Source organism: Pseudomonas sp. NPDC086112, assembly GCF_044746425.1.
Lineage (GTDB): Bacteria > Pseudomonadota > Gammaproteobacteria > Pseudomonadales > Pseudomonadaceae > Aquipseudomonas.
Window position 1 is genome coordinate 18,787 of the sequence record NZ_JBIVCD010000025.1, and the last position, 14,043, is coordinate 32,829.

General features: G+C 60.3%; 10 protein-coding genes. 1 reads left to right on the top strand and 9 read right to left on the bottom strand.

All coding sequences use genetic code 11. From position 1 onward, the window contains the following. Window positions 1-6: 6 nt before the first annotated feature. The 8 genes from ACIPLA_RS17720 to ACIPLA_RS17755 form a co-directional block, all read right to left on the bottom strand. Window positions 7-2,805, bottom strand: a complete 2,799-nt coding sequence (locus tag ACIPLA_RS17720; protein ID WP_401174634.1) for a malto-oligosyltrehalose synthase — start codon at window positions 2,803-2,805, stop codon at window positions 7-9. Beyond that, window positions 2,802-4,880, bottom strand: coding sequence for a 4-alpha-glucanotransferase (gene malQ / locus ACIPLA_RS17725; protein ID WP_401174637.1), 2,079 nt, complete (start codon window positions 4,878-4,880; stop codon window positions 2,802-2,804). Before malQ ends, ACIPLA_RS17720 begins: the two co-directional genes overlap by 4 nt. After that, on the bottom strand, window positions 4,877-6,673 hold the full coding sequence (gene treZ / locus ACIPLA_RS17730) for a malto-oligosyltrehalose trehalohydrolase (protein ID WP_218394735.1): 1,797 nt from the start codon (window positions 6,671-6,673) through the stop codon (window positions 4,877-4,879). The genes malQ and treZ overlap by 4 nt, the downstream gene beginning before the upstream one ends. Window positions 6,674-6,686: 13 nt before the next feature. Then, window positions 6,687-8,273 carry a glycogen synthase GlgA gene (glgA, locus tag ACIPLA_RS17735; RefSeq protein WP_401174642.1) on the bottom strand — a complete coding sequence of 529 codons (1,587 nt, stop codon included), beginning with the start codon at window positions 8,271-8,273 and terminating at the stop codon, window positions 6,687-6,689. Window positions 8,274-8,826: 553 nt separating this feature from the next. Continuing rightward, the gene (locus ACIPLA_RS17740; RefSeq protein WP_218394736.1) at window positions 8,827-9,780 is read right to left on the bottom strand and encodes a D-2-hydroxyacid dehydrogenase family protein; all 954 of its coding nucleotides are present in this window, start codon (window positions 9,778-9,780) and stop codon (window positions 8,827-8,829) included. A gap of 13 nt (window positions 9,781-9,793) precedes the next feature. Further along, on the bottom strand, window positions 9,794-10,843 hold the full coding sequence (locus ACIPLA_RS17745; RefSeq protein ID WP_218394737.1) for an alpha/beta fold hydrolase: 1,050 nt from the start codon (window positions 10,841-10,843) through the stop codon (window positions 9,794-9,796). Window positions 10,844-11,054: 211 nt separating this feature from the next. Beyond that, entirely contained in the window at window positions 11,055-11,489 is a 435-nt protein-coding gene (locus tag ACIPLA_RS17750) for a YqaA family protein (protein ID WP_008069184.1), read from the bottom strand. Then, window positions 11,489-11,935, bottom strand: coding sequence for a DUF411 domain-containing protein (locus tag ACIPLA_RS17755; RefSeq protein ID WP_192342907.1), 447 nt, complete (start codon window positions 11,933-11,935; stop codon window positions 11,489-11,491). The genes ACIPLA_RS17750 and ACIPLA_RS17755 overlap by 1 nt, the downstream gene beginning before the upstream one ends. A 454-nt stretch (window positions 11,936-12,389) precedes the next feature. Between ACIPLA_RS17755 and ACIPLA_RS17760 the strand changes: the two genes are divergently transcribed. Further along, window positions 12,390-12,920, top strand: coding sequence for a hypothetical protein (locus tag ACIPLA_RS17760; protein ID WP_008069187.1), 531 nt, complete (start codon window positions 12,390-12,392; stop codon window positions 12,918-12,920). Window positions 12,921-12,969: 49 nt separating this feature from the next. Here ACIPLA_RS17760 and ACIPLA_RS17765 read toward each other — a convergent pair whose 3' ends face one another. Then, on the bottom strand, window positions 12,970-13,965 hold the full coding sequence (locus ACIPLA_RS17765) for an aldo/keto reductase (protein WP_218394738.1): 996 nt from the start codon (window positions 13,963-13,965) through the stop codon (window positions 12,970-12,972). Window positions 13,966-14,043: the final 78 nt, after the last annotated feature.

Genomic DNA, 14,043 nt, shown 5'->3' on the forward strand with positions numbered 1-14,043 from the left:
CTGAACTCAAGCTTGGGTAGTTTGGATAAAGAGGTTGACCGGGAAATTCCCCAGCGCGGTGCTGACCAACAGTTCCCTGTGTTTTGTGACTATGACGCTTGCAAAAAGTCCCTTCAGATTTTCTTCAGGGATGGCGAACGGCAACTTGACCCGTGTATCGCCCCAGAGCGGCGCATCAATCTGTGGTTCGGCACTGTTTTCCAGCAGTTCGGCACAGCGTATCGGTACTATCACGATAGCCCGTTTTCCCTGCCATTCACGAGCAAACGCCAGTACCCGGTGAGCCTGGCTACCGAGGACTTCCAGGGCTTGATACGTCCCTTTTTGAAACAGTCCGGCATGCTCGGCACGTTGATGTAACGTCCGGGCGATCAGGGTTTGCTTGATGCCCCCGTCACGCCAGTTCGCCAACAGATCGGGCAGGTCCAACCGTAGGTGCATGGCCTGCTGACGACTGACGTAATCCACGGGTCGGCGGTTGTCCGGATCGACCAGCGTGAAGTCCCAGAACTCGTTGCCCTGATAGAGGTCCGGTACCCCCGGCACGGTCATTCGCAGCAAGGTTTGCGCCAAGCCATTCAATGCTCCCGGCGCGGCGATGCTCTGCGCCGCCGCACCGATGGCCGTGCGCAGTGGCTGGCCTTCGGGGCTGAGCAGCAAGCGTTCGAGAAACCCATGGGTCGCCTGTTCATACCCCTCGTTTGGCGCACTCCAGCTGCTTTGCAACTTGGCTTCGCGCAGGGCTTTCTGTTGCCACTGCCAGAGGCGTTTGGCGTAGTCCTCGAGCGCCACTTGATCGTTGCTGTGCAGCTCCAGCGGCCAACTGCCGAGGATCGCTTGATAAAGAATCAGCTCGTCACCCGCCGAAGGCGCGCCGGGTTCAATGCGCAATTTGTCGGCCAGGGTTCGCCAGTGTTCGACCTGGTCGGCATACCAGGCGCTGCGCTCGCTCAACACCGCCAGCCGCGCGCGGGTGTCTTCGCCGCGTTTGTGGTCGTGGGTCGCGGTGGCCAGCAGGTTGTCGGGGAACTCGGCGAGGCGATTGATGCAGGCAGCATGGAAGTCAGCCACCGGAGCGCTGAATTGCTCGGTGTTGTAGCCGACGTCGTTGCGCGACAGCAGCACCGCCGAGCGATAAAGCGCGGTGTCTTCCACTGCCTTGGCCGCCGCCGGTGAGGTCAGTTGCTGGAAGCGCACGCAGGCATGCTTGAGCAGTTTGCGTGGGCGGCCCACCGGGTGTTTGCGCCAGGGTTGACCGCCGAGCCAGCCGGACAGGCAATCGAGCACCGGCCAGTCGGCCTCGCCGAGGGTTTGCCTTGCACCGTCCATGGCCTGCTGGAAAAACACCTCGTCCTGGGCGCAGTTTCGGCCCAGCGGGCTGATGTAAGTGCGATACACCGGGAAGTGTACGATGAGTTCCTGCAAGGCCCGACGGATTGCGCCGAGGGTCAGGTCCCGGGTCATCAGATCGTCCCGGGCCACTTGCAACAGGGCGTGGGCGACACTTTCGAAATCCCCGGCGAGGGAGCCGTTGAGAATCTGCTGGCGCGCCAGTTGCGCTTCCTGACGGAAATCGGCGGGCCGTTCGCTGTGCCGGCTCCAGAGTTCACCCAAGGTCTGGGCGCCTTCGGGGTCGTGTTGCAGCAACGACAACTGATTCATGAATTCGTAACCGGTGCTGCCATCGACGGACCAGTCGCGGTGCAGGGTTTCGCCCTCGCCAAGGATCTTTTCGACGTAGATCGGCAGGTGCCGGTCCGGTGCCAGGCGATCGACTCGGCGGCGCAATTTGCGACAGTAACCACGCGGGTCGGCGAGGCCATCGATGTGATCGATGCGCAGCCCGTCGACAAGACCTTCGGCCACCAGCTCGAAGATTTTTGCATGAGTCGCCTCGAACACTGCCGGACGTTCGACGCGCAGGCCGCCCAGTTCATTGATGTCGAAAAAGCGCCGCCAGTTGATGTCGTCCGCCGCGGTGCGCCAACTGGCCAGGCGATAACTCTGGCGCTCCAGCAGGTTATGCAGGCGCTGGAAACCCTCGGCGGTGAGCGAGTCGTAGGTGCCCAGCGTGTGCTGGATGGCCTGAAGAATGGCCGGATCGCTGGCCAGTTCAGCCAGTTCCGTTTTCAGTGGGATCGCCAAGCTGTGCGCGTCAGTCTGGTAACTCAAGGTACTGAAGCGGTCTGCCAGGGATTTGAGCTGCTCGACCTGCCCGGCATTCAATTGATCATCGGCCTTGAGCAATTCGCCGTAGTTGGTGGGGCAAATCGGGAAGTGATGTTCGTAGTGCTCGACATAAAAAGCGCCGCGCCGGGCATCGAAACGCAAGGGAAGGGTGCCGTCCTGCAAGGCGATGCCGTAATCGCTGCCCAAAAAAGGCAGCAGCAATTGGCCCTCCATCAACGGGTCGGGCGAATGCCATTGAATGTCGAAGAACTCGCCGTAAGGGCTCAGTCGCCCCCATTCGAGCAAGTCGAGCCACCAAGGGTTATCACCACCGCCGACGGCCATGTGATTGGAGACGATGTCGAGGATCAGTCCCATGTGCTGTTCGCGCAACGCACTGACCAAACGGCGCAACGCAGCTTCGCCACCCAGCTCAGGGTTGACCGTGGTCGGGTCCACCACGTCGTAGCCATGCATGGACCCCGCGCGGGCGGCGAGCAGCGGCGAGGCATAGACGTGGCTGATGCCCAGGCTGGCGAAGTACGGCACCAGCGGCACCGCCTGATCCAGAGTGAAACCTTTATGAAACTGCAGCCGCAGAGTCGCCCGCAGCGGTTGGTTGAACGGTTGATTCATTGGTCACGCTCGGCCGCCTGAAGTCGCGCACAGGCGAGCAGTTCCAGGCGCCGGGCGGCGTCCGGATCATCGAGCAGGGCTTCGCTGTCGCCGGGTAGCCTGCGGGACCAGTTGGGATGGGTGTCGGTGGTGCCGGGCAGGTTGGCCTGCTGTTCGATCCCCAAGGCATCTTCCATTGGCAGCAATACCAGCGGCGCGCGGGTATGGCCGAGGAAGCGGATCGCGGCGTCGAGCACCTGATCGGTTTCGTGGGACTCCTCGCGGAAATTCTGCGGGTCCTCGCTCAGCACCCGACGCAAACCTTCGCGCTCGCGCTCACGGTGTTGGCGCCATTCGATTTCACCCGGGGCGTCGACCAGATTCAAGCGCGCGCTCCAGTCGATATCGCGGCCATGCCACCAGCCATTGAGCGTCGGCAGGTCATGGGTGCTGGTGGTTGCCAAGGCGTTGTCCGGCCAGTCGAGAATCGGCTTGAAGTGAGTATTGTCCTGTTCGAACAGCAGCACGCGCATGCCGAGAATCGAGCGTGCGATGAGTTTCTCGCGCAGACCCTCGGGCACGGTGCCGAGGTCTTCGCCGAGGACGATGGCCTGATGTCGATGGGATTCGAGGGTCAGCAAGCGCAGCAGGTCGTCCACCGGGTAATAGAGGTAGGCACCGTCGCTGGGGTGTGCGTCGTTGGGGATCACCCACAGTCGTTGCAGCCCCATGACGTGATCGATACGCAGGCCGCCGGCATGGGCGAAGTTGGCCCTCAGCATTTCGATGAACGCGCGAAAGCCATTGCGCACCAGACCTTCGGGGGAGAACGCGGAAATGCCCCAGCCCTGGCCGGAACGATTGAGGATGTCCGGTGGCGCACCCACGGTCAGCGAGGTGAGCAATTCGTCCTGACGACTCCAGGCCTGGCTGCCGCCGCCGTCGGCGCCAACGGCCAGATCCGCGATCAGGCCAATGCCCATGCCGGCACCGCGGGCGGCGGCTTGGGCGCGTTCCAGGCTGCGCGCAATCAGCCATTGGCAGAACGCGTAGTAGCCGATGCGGGTCGAGTTTTCTTCGGCAAAATGCGCCAGGGCGGTGCTGCGCGGGTCACGCCATTGTTCGGGCCACTCGCGCCAGTCGAGGCTTTCACCGTCCCGCGCACGGACTTCCTGGATGGCTTCGAAGCGGCAATGATTTTCCAGCGCTTCGCCACCGGCATGGCGGAAGCTGCTGAAATCCGGGTGCAAGGGGTGTTCGCCGTGGGTGAAGCCTTCGTACAAGGCTTCAAGCAAGCGGTGCTTGGCTTCGGCGGCGGTGGGCCAGTCGATCAGCGGCAGTGCTTCAAGGTGCTTGAGCTCAGCGGCAAGGCCGGTGGCGTCGATCGCGGCGCGCAGGGCACGCTCACCGAGAATCGCACCGGGCGCCGCGTACAGGCTATTGAGGAACAGGCGGCTGGATGGCGAATAAGGGCTGTAACGCTGGGTGTCGCCGCTGAACATCGCATGCAGCGGGCTGATCGCCAACGCTTCGGCGCCCCGTTCCCCGGCCACCCGGGCCAGATCTTCGAGGGCCTGGGTATCGCCGAAACCGCCATCGCCGGGACGGCGCAGCGAGTACAGCTGCACGCTCAGGCCCCAGGCGCGGGGGTTTTTACTATCAACCGCGTCGCCGACGCTGTAGCAGCGCTGGGGTGCCACCGCCAGGGTGAAGGATTGATCATCGATGCTGACGTGCTGATAACCCACCGGCACCAGCCCGGGCAACACAGCGTTGTCATCGAGCTTCAAGTTGATCCGTGAGCCGTCTTCGAGATGGATTTCACATGGGGTTTGCGGTTCGAAGTAATGGGCCAGGTCCAGGCCGACGCCCACATCGCAGGTCAACAGCGGTGGCAGGTGCCGGGTTTGTTGCACTTCCTGCAATTGCAGCAGGCTGGCGTCGATCTCCTGGGCAGTATTGGCGGGATGGCCAAGCCCGCTGAGCACCGAGCGCAACACCGCCGGGGTCACTTTCTGTGGACGGCCATTGGCATCGGTCCAGTCGACGGCCAGGCCTGCTCGGCTGGCCAGTATTTCCAGTTGCGCATTGCTCATGGGCGCTCTCCATCCGGGGGTAGCAAAGGGGCTGCGGCCGTGAGGCTGACTAGCGCGCAATACGGGGCAAGTGTGCCCTGATTCAACAGACCGGCCGATTGTGGCGGGTGTTCGAACAGCAACGTCGCGTCGGCCTGTGGGGTGTGGACCACGGGTGCATCGCTGAGGTTCAGGTCAATGCGCAACTGACTGCCATCGCCCAACCGCCAGCGCGCCGTCACCGCGCCCGCGGCCAGTACCTGCGCCCCCAGCGCCTGGGCGCCGGGCAGGTGCGGGATGATGTGTTGATGGCGGATCTTCAACAGTTGGCGATACAGCTCATAAACCGGCGATTGGCGGCTGGCGCTCAGTTTCGGCCGTGAAGCTTCGAAGGTCTGCGTCGCGTTCGGGTCGGGAATCTGCTCGCGTTTGTGCGGATCGGCAAAGGCGCTGAACGCTGCGAACTCATTGCGTCGTCCTTCGCGCACCAACTCCGCCAATTCACCATGGTGGCTGGTGAAGAATAGAAACGGTTGCTCGACGGCGAATTCGTCGCCCATGAACATCAGTGGGATCATCGGCGACAACAGCAGCAACGCGGTGGCGGCGTAAAGGGCATCAGGATGGGCCAACTGATGCAGACGCTCGCCAAAGGCGCGATTGCCGATCTGGTCGTGGTTCTGCAGGAACAGCACGAAGGCCGTGGGCGGCAAGTGACCGCTCGGCTCACCGCGTGCCGTACCGTGGCGGGTGATGTGGCCCTGAAACACGAAGCCCTGGCTCAGGCAACGGGCGAGCTGTTCGGTGGGCTGCCGGGCATAGTCGGCGTAATAGGCATCGGTTTCACCCGTGAGCAGAACGTGCAGGGCGTTATGGCCGTCGTCGTTCCATTGCGCGTCGAAACCTTGTTCCAGCAGGCTGGCCTGGTTGTGTTCGTTTTCCGCCATGAGCCACACGTGTCGCGCCGGATCGGTTTGCCGCCGCACCCGTTGCACCAGCTCCTGAAGAAAGTCCGGGTCTTCGATGGCATGCACCGCGTCCAGGCGCAGGCCGTCGAAGCGGTACTCCAGCAACCACATCAGCGCGTTGTCGATAAAGAAGTCGCGCACCTCGCGCCGCCGGAAGTCGATCGCCGCACCCCACGGGGTGTGTTTGTCTTCGCGGAAAAAGCCTTTGGCGTAGCGATGAAGGTAATTGCCGTCGGGGCCGAAGTGGTTGTAGACCACGTCGAGAATCACTGCCAGGCCATGGCCGTGGGCCGTGTCGATCAGGTGTTTGAGTTGTTCGGGCGAGCCGTAGGAGGCTTGAGGCGCATAAAGCAAAACCCCGTCATAGCCCCAATTACGTTCGCCGGGGAACTGCGCCAGCGGCATCAGTTCGATGGCGGTAATACCCAGCTCAACCAGGTGCGCCAGGTGTTGCTCAACCTCGCTGAAGCCGCCGAGTGCACCGACGTGCAGTTCGTAGATCACCGCCTCATTCCACGGTCGACCTTGCCAGGCGCTGTGTTGCCACCGATAGGCGAGGGGATCGACCACCACGCTGTGGCTGTCGATATCGCCCGCTTGGGCGCGGGAGGCCGGGTCCGGCACCCTAAGCTCGCCATCGATGTTGTAGCGGTAGCGGGTACCCGCGGGGCAGCGGGTCTTGATCACAAACCAGCCATCGGCCTGAGGCAGCAGTGGCAGGGATTGTCCATCTTCCAGTTCGAGACTGACGAAAAACGCATCTGGCGCCCACAAGGCAAAACGCGTGTGTTCTGCGTCCAGCATGATTGCGCCGTGGGGCCAGGTCTCAAGGGTCCGTAACGGCATCGTTGAAAGCCTCTTACTGTTTGCCCGATTTTCCCAGCGCTTTAGCCACCAGTTTTTCGTAGAGTTCGGCGTAGGGTTCGACTGCCTTGCACCAGTTGAACGGCGCCGCCATGGCTCGGCACCGCATCGCGTTGAGCAGGCCGGGGAAGGCGAACACCTTGAACGCGCGGCTCAGGGCTTCGCGATAACTTTCCACCGTGGATTCGTCGAAGAGGAAACCGGTCACGCCGTTTTCAATGGTGTCGGCCAGGCCGCCGGTATTGCGCGCCACCGGCAATGAACCGAAACGCTGGGCGTACATCTGGCTCAGGCCGCAGGGTTCGTAACGCGAAGGCATCAGCAGGAAATCACTGCCGGCAAACATCCGGCGGGCGTCGGTTTCATTGAAGCCGATGTGCACGCCGACTTGCCCGGGGAAGCGCAACGCCAGTTCACGCATGGCTTGTTCTTCTTCCGGTTCGCCACGGCCGATGATCGCGATTTGCCCGCCGTTATCGACAATGTATTCGGCCACTGCTTCGGTCAGGTCCAGGCCTTTCTGGTAGACCAGCCGCGAGACCACGGCGAACAACGGACCTTCGGAGTCTTCGAGGTCGAACAGCCGACGAACGTGCGCGGCGTTGACTGCTTTGCCGTCCCAGTCGCCGATGCCGAACGGGTGGAACAGGTGCGGATCGGTCGCTGCATCCCAGCTTTCATCGATGCCATTGGGAATCCCGCTGAGCAAGCCTTGCTGGGTCTTGGCGGCGAGAAAACCGTCGAGACCGCAGCCAAAGGCTGGCGTGGTGATTTCCTGGGCATAGGTCGCGCTGACGGTGGTGATGTGGCTTGAGTAGGCCATGCCGGCCTTGAGGAACGACATCTTGCCGTAAAACTCCATGCCTTCCTGTTGCAAGGCATGCATGGGGATACCGAGTTCCGGGCACGAACCGAGGCTGGTGACACCTTGGTACGCCAGGTTGTGAATGGTGAAAAGGGTCGGGGTGCGTTGGCCACGCCAGTGCATATAGGCCGGCGCCAGGCCTGCGGGCCAGTCGTGGGCATGCACCAGGTCCGGGCACCAGTGAATTTGGGCGAGGTTGGCGGCGATATCGGCTGCCGCGAGGCCCAGTCGGGCGAAACGAATGTGGTTGTCCGGCCAGTCGCGGCCGTTGTTGGCGCCGTAAGGTGAACCTTCGCGCTCGTACAATTCAGGGCAGATCAACACGTAAATGACCAGGCCATCGGGCATGTCCATGCGCCCGATCTTGCAGGGCGGCAACGCTGCGTGCCCGCCCAGTTCACCGATGATATGAATCGGGTTTTCGCTATTCATCACTTGCGGATAACCGGGGATCAGCACACGCACATCGTGCAGATGCGCCATGGCCCGGGGCAGTGCGGCGGAAACGTCGCCAAGACCTCCGGTCTTTACCAGGTCGGCAATCTCCGAGGTGACAAACAGGACTCTTTTCTTGTTGGGATTCTGACTGACTACCGGTGCCAGTGTCTTGGGGGTCGGCATGTTGACCGATTTGGCATTGAGGATACCGACGGTGCTCGTTTCCCCGACCTGCTGATGAGCACGTTCTCCCTGGATATCTAAAGCCGCACTGATCATATGAATCTCCCGTGTTGTTGATCTAATTCTAGGCCTGGCACAAACGGTGTTCGTGGCCAAATCCTGTGGCCGGGCGCAAACGCGCTACGCATCGGTGAGCAAGTGCTGCCCATGCGCTGAAGCAGAATGGGTGAAGTGGCTGTTGCAAGGAATGCACCAGTCGCTGTGGCCCTACTCTTAACCTGACTCGCGGCCAGTACCAAAAGTTTCGATTATTTTCACCGAATGACCGACCGGTTTTACCCCGCGAAAATGAGTCTAGGCCAGAACTTAGAGCGGGGGCGGCCAACGGGTGAAATTGTTCGACAATCGGTCAAAAGAGGGTACAGGCATAGAGCTTTGCGGGGAGACGCACCGACGAAGGGCAGGTTTATTTTCTGGCGTGGGTCAAATCGGGACCGGGAAGTCACGATAATCGGGCGTGATGGGATGTGGGTTGCACCATTGCGGTGCGTAGGGTTTAGGGGGCCTCTTCGCGAGCAAGCCCGCTCCCACAGGGGAACGCATTTCAAATGTGGGAGCGGGCTTGCTCGCGAAGAACGATAACGCGGTCTTAGCTCAGAATCCGAACCGGCTCCCCTGCCGCCCAAGCCTGTATGTCCTCGATCATTTGCGAAAAAAACAGTTGGTAATTCTGCCGGCTGACATACCCGACATGCGGCGTGGCCAGTACATTGTCCAGCGTTCTGAAGGGATGATGACGGGGCAACGGCTCATGCTCGAACACATCCAGCGCAGCACCCGCCAGGCGTTTTTTCTGAAGGGCCTTGATCAATGCGGATTCATCGACAATCGGCCCGCGGGCGGTGTTGACCAACCATGCCGTGGGTTTCATCCAGTCCAGTGCCTGAGCGTCAACCAGCCCTCGGCTGCGCTCGCTGAGCACCAGATGGACCGACAGCACATCGGCCTGCTCGAACAGTTCCTGCTTGCTGACATAGGTGACGTCGACCTCGGCAGCCCGTTCGGCGGTCAGGTTTTCGCTCCAGGCAATCACCCGCATGCCGAACACCTGCCCGAACCGGGCTACCCGTTGACCAATGCTGCCCAGACCGAGAATCGCCAAGGTCTTGCCCTGCAGGTCGCCGCCCAATCCCTGTTGCCATTGACCGGCGCGCAAGGCATTGGCTTCGGCCACCAGGTTGCGGGTCGCGGCCATGATCAGCGCCCAGGTCAGTTCGGGGGCGGCATGTTTGTAGCTGTCGGTGCCGCACACCTGAATGCCCAGCGCGGCGGCGGCTTTCAGGTCCAGGGCGGCATTGCGCATGCCGCCGGTGACCAGCAGTTTGAGTGCGGGCAAGCGGCGCAGCAGGTCTTCGTCGAACCGGGTGCGCTCGCGCATCACGCAGATCACCTCGAATGCGCCGAGGCGTTCGGCCAGGGTTTCGTTGTCGGCCGGGTAGTCATGGATAAAACTCACCTGGCCGATGCTGTCCAGCACCGACCAGTCCACCACATCGCGAGCCACGTCCTGCCAGTCATCGATCACCGCAATCTGCACCGCCATCAGCTTTGCCTCATCAACGAACGGGATTGGTTTGGTTCAGCCAGCCGAGCAACGCCTGATGGAATTTCGCCGGTTCCTCCATCTGTGGCGCGTGGCCCATACCGGGAAATTCGATCAGCGTCGACCGGGGAATCAATTTCGCCACTTGCTTGCCGAGTACGTCGTAATGACCGATTTTCGCCTTGACCTCGGGCGGTGCGATGTTCTTGTTGATGGCCGTGGTGTCGGAGGTGCCAATCAGCAGCAGGGTCGGCACTTTCAGGTCCTTGAACTCGTAGTACACCGGTTGGGTGAAGATCATGTCGTAAATCAGCGCCGAGTTCCAGGCCACCGCTGTTTTGCCTGGCCCTTTGGCCAGGCCCGCGTACATGTTCACCCAACGATCAAACTCCGGCTTCCAGCGGCCATCGTAATAGGTGTTGCGTTGGTAGTCGTGGATACCTTGTGCCGTGACTTTCAGCTCGCGCTCATACCATTGATCAACCGTGAGATAGGGCACGCCAAGGGCTTTCCAGTCTTCCAGGCCGATTGGATTGACCAGGGCCAACTGTTCGACTTGATCGGGGTATTGCAACGCATAGCGGGTGGCGAGCATGCCGCCGGTGGAGTGGCCGAGCAGGGTGGCCTTCTGGATGCCCAGGGTTTTGAGCAGTTGCTGGGTGTTGGCTGCCAGTTGCTGGAAAGTGTATTGATAGTGGTCCGGTTTGCTGGAGGTGCAAAAGCCGATCTGGTCCGGCGCGATGACCCGGTAACCGGCCTCGCTCAGCGCCTTGATCGAGCTATCCCAGGTCGCGCCGCAGAAGTTTTTGCCGTGCATCAGCACCACGCTGCGTCCATTGACCTTGCCTTGGGCTGCAACGTCCATGTAACCCATCTGCAGGGATTTGCCTTGGGACTCAAAGTCGAAGTGCTTGACCGTGTAGGGGTAATCGAAGCCCTGAAGTTGCGGGCCGTATTCCGGCGTTTCGGCCTGGTTCTGATTCTGGTTCTGGGCGTGAGCGAGAACGGGCAGTGCCGCTGTCAGCAGCAGGCCGGGTAACCAGCGGGAGAGGATGGGCGACATGGGTAAGCTCCACAGGAAATCCGCCGATGCTGGACTGGCATGATTAGGGTGACATTAAACATAGGTCATGGCCGCAATGCCGAGCGAAATCCATGTGGGAGCGGGCTTGCTCGCGAAGGCGGTGTGTCAGACAACATTAATGTCGACTGACACTCCCTCTTCGCGAGCAAGCCCGCTCCCACAGGTTTCGCGCCGCCATGGCCATGATCATTCAACCCATCCACCCCAGCGTAGCCACGGCCAACACACCATAGCGGGCGCCCTTGGCGAGTGTCACGATCACCAGGAAACGCCCCAGCGGTTCGCGCATGACGCCAGCCACCAGCGTCAATGGATCGCCGATGATGGGTACCCAACTGAGTAACAACGACCAATGCCCGTAACGCTGGTAGTGCTTTTGGGCTTGCTCGAGATGGCGAGGGCTGACCGGAAACCAGCGCCGCTCGCGAAACCGCTCGATGCCGCGCCCCAGCCACCAGTTCAGCAGCGAGCCCAGCACATTGCCCAGCGTTGCGACGGCCAACAACGACCAGAGCCAATCCTGATTGCTGAGCAACAACCCCACCAGCACTGCTTCGGATTGCAGTGGCAGCAGCGTCGCGGCACCGAACGCCGCGAGAAACAGCCCGATGTAGGCACCGAACATCAATGGGCGGGGTAGTCCGCCACTACCACGTCAGTGCCGTCCTTTTTCAAACCGATCACTTGATAGGCATCGCTCATGCCGTCCGTTTCCATGCCGGGCGAGCCCATCGGCATGCCAGGGGCTGCAACCCCCAACAAATCGTCACGCTTGCTCAAGGCCAGTACTTGATCAGCCGGCACGTGGCCTTCGACGAATTTGCCGTTGATAAGGCCGGTGTGACACGACGCGAGCCGAGGTGGCACACCGTGTTGTTGCTTGAATTGGCTCATGTCGGCTTCAACATGGTCTGCGACCTTAAAACCGTTGGCTTCCAGATGGCTGACCCATTTTTTGCAGCAACCGCAGTTGGCATCGCGATGAACTTCGATGGGAATCAGCTCGGCAGCCTGGGCCAGGGAAGAGATGAAAAGGGCGCTCAGGGCGGCCAGACGCAGGTGGGTTCGCATGGGGATCTCGTCTCGGGTTGTGGCCAAAAAGATGCATTTTGACCCGTTTACCCAACAAAGAGACAGCGGATTGTTTCGAAGTAATACAGCGTTGGATAAACCCCCTCGCCACAGGGGGACATGCCAACCTGTTCCGATCAACGAACCTTGAGCGCCAGCAAGTTGGTTTGCCCGGCACGCACAAATAACTAACCAAGGCGTACATGAGCTTGATTAGTGATATTCGCCAATATCGAAAGATCATGTAGACCAATGAAACAAGACGCTTTCTGGTATGTACCGTAAATGTATGAGAATTGTAAAAAATGGAAATATTTGTTGGTGACGTTAGAGCACACATCGATACTCGCCCGCACCTATCTCGGTTTAAACAAGGAACTTTTATGGTCGCCTCACAAGGACGTCTGTGTGTTTTGGATGATCGGCATCCCGTCACGCAGTCGGGAGCCCGGTCATGACAATCGGCTATACAGGCGCATGGACGAGCAAGGCAGGTTTACTGGTCAAGGATACCGGCAGCGGCAAGCCTGTCACCCACAGCGCCAGGGTCAAGCAGATGCTGGCATTGGTGGGAAGCAATCCCAATGCGCTGAATACGGCGAAAATGGATGAACAGAAACTGCACAGGAACATCAAGGGCTTCGACCCGGAAAATGTATCCGCCAAGCAACTGGGCAATCTCAGTGCCTTCTTGAGAGGCAAAGGCCTGATTTCCGATATTACTTCGATGACCTTGCTTAATGCCGGTGACAAGTTTGATCGTTTTGGCGTACAGAAAGACCCGGATGCGAAGTTCAATGCGCTGGAGTATTTCGCCACGCAACTGGACACCATTCAGAACAACAGTATTAAGGGTGATAAGTACGCCGTTGGCCTGATCCCTGAATACAAGACGGCGATCTACGTACTGCAGAACTTGCAAGCTTACGGCAAGGGCAACGGTACGACGGTTCCTAATGACAAGGGCGTTAACGCCAAGGCGTGATGTTTGGCCGCGTTGGCCCGCTCGAACCATCGAACGGGCCGGGCACCTGTTATCGGTCAAGCAACTTCATGACTTCTTCCGGATAACGCAGGCCGGCCGTGGCATTGGCCGGGAAAATCCCTTCCAGGGCCTGCAATTCTTCGCGGCTCAGTTTCACGTCCAGCGCGGCCATATTTTCTTCCAGGTATTTACGCTGTTTGGTGCCTGGAATCGGAATCAGGTAATCCCCTTGGGCCAAGACCCATGCCAACGCCAGTTGGCCCGCCGTCACCCCCTTGTCGGCGGCCAGGGCCTGCACTTGCTGCACCAGCAACAGGTTTTTTGCGAAGTTTTCCCCTTGAAAACGTGGACTGAAGCGACGGTAGTCGTCGGCTGCGAAATCATCCGGGCTTCTCAGAGCACCGGTCAAAAAGCCTCGGCCCAATGGACTGTAAGGTACAAAAGCAACGCCCAAGCGCTGGCACGCAGCCAGGCAACCGTTTTCCTCCTGATCGCGGCTCCATAGCGAGTATTCACTTTGCAGTGCGCTGATCGGATGAACCTTGTTCGCTCGTTCCAGCGTGGCGACCGAGGCTTCACTCAATCCCAGGTAACGCACCTTGCCGGCCTTCACCAGTTCTGCCATGGCGCCGACGGTTTCCTCGATGGCCACCTGCGGATCGATGCGGTGTTGGTAATACAAATCCAGGGTTTCCACGCCAAGGCGCTTGAGGGTGCCGTCGATGGATTTGCGAATGTATTCCGGTCGCCCGTTGACGCCCCGTGCACCGGGGTTGGATGGGTCACGGACAATGCCGAACTTGCTGGCCAGAAACACCTGCTCACGCTTGCCGATAATGGCCTTGCCGATCAGCTCTTCATTGGTATGTGGGCCGTACATGTCTGCCGTGTCGAGCAGGTTGATTCCCAGTTCCAGCGCGCGGTGCAAAGTGGCCGTGGCTTCGCGGGTGTCCACGCCGGTGGTGTAGAAATCGGTCATGCCCATGCAGCCCAGACCGATCGCGCTCACCTGCGGACCGTTTTTGCCCAGTTGACGTGTTTGCATGAAATCAGCTCCCTGTGAATTGAATCCCATTGTTGACCTCGACAGAAACAAGATAAACCGGCTAAAACTGCTATCACT

Excerpts from the sequence above, each read along its gene's own strand:
- ACIPLA_RS17745 (WP_218394737.1), bottom strand. The coding sequence starts at position 10,843 with ATGTCGCCCATCCTCTCCCGCTGGTTACCCGGCCTGCTGCTGACAGCG.
- ACIPLA_RS17755 (WP_192342907.1), bottom strand. The coding sequence starts at position 11,935 with ATGCGAACCCACCTGCGTCTGGCCGCCCTGAGCGCCCTTTTCATCTCT.
- treZ (WP_218394735.1), bottom strand. The coding sequence starts at position 6,673 with ATGCCGTTACGGACCCTTGAGACCTGGCCCCACGGCGCAATCATGCTG.
- glgA (WP_401174642.1), bottom strand. The coding sequence starts at position 8,273 with ATGATCAGTGCGGCTTTAGATATCCAGGGAGAACGTGCTCATCAGCAG.
- ACIPLA_RS17765 (WP_218394738.1), bottom strand. The coding sequence starts at position 13,965 with ATGCAAACACGTCAACTGGGCAAAAACGGTCCGCAGGTGAGCGCGATC.
- ACIPLA_RS17740 (WP_218394736.1), bottom strand. The coding sequence starts at position 9,780 with ATGGCGGTGCAGATTGCGGTGATCGATGACTGGCAGGACGTGGCTCGC.
- malQ (WP_401174637.1), bottom strand. The coding sequence starts at position 4,880 with ATGAGCAATGCGCAACTGGAAATACTGGCCAGCCGAGCAGGCCTGGCC.
- ACIPLA_RS17720 (WP_401174634.1), bottom strand. The coding sequence starts at position 2,805 with ATGAATCAACCGTTCAACCAACCGCTGCGGGCGACTCTGCGGCTGCAG.
- ACIPLA_RS17750 (WP_008069184.1), bottom strand. The coding sequence starts at position 11,489 with ATGTTCGGTGCCTACATCGGGCTGTTTCTCGCGGCGTTCGGTGCCGCG.
- ACIPLA_RS17760 (WP_008069187.1), top strand. The coding sequence starts at position 12,390 with ATGACAATCGGCTATACAGGCGCATGGACGAGCAAGGCAGGTTTACTG.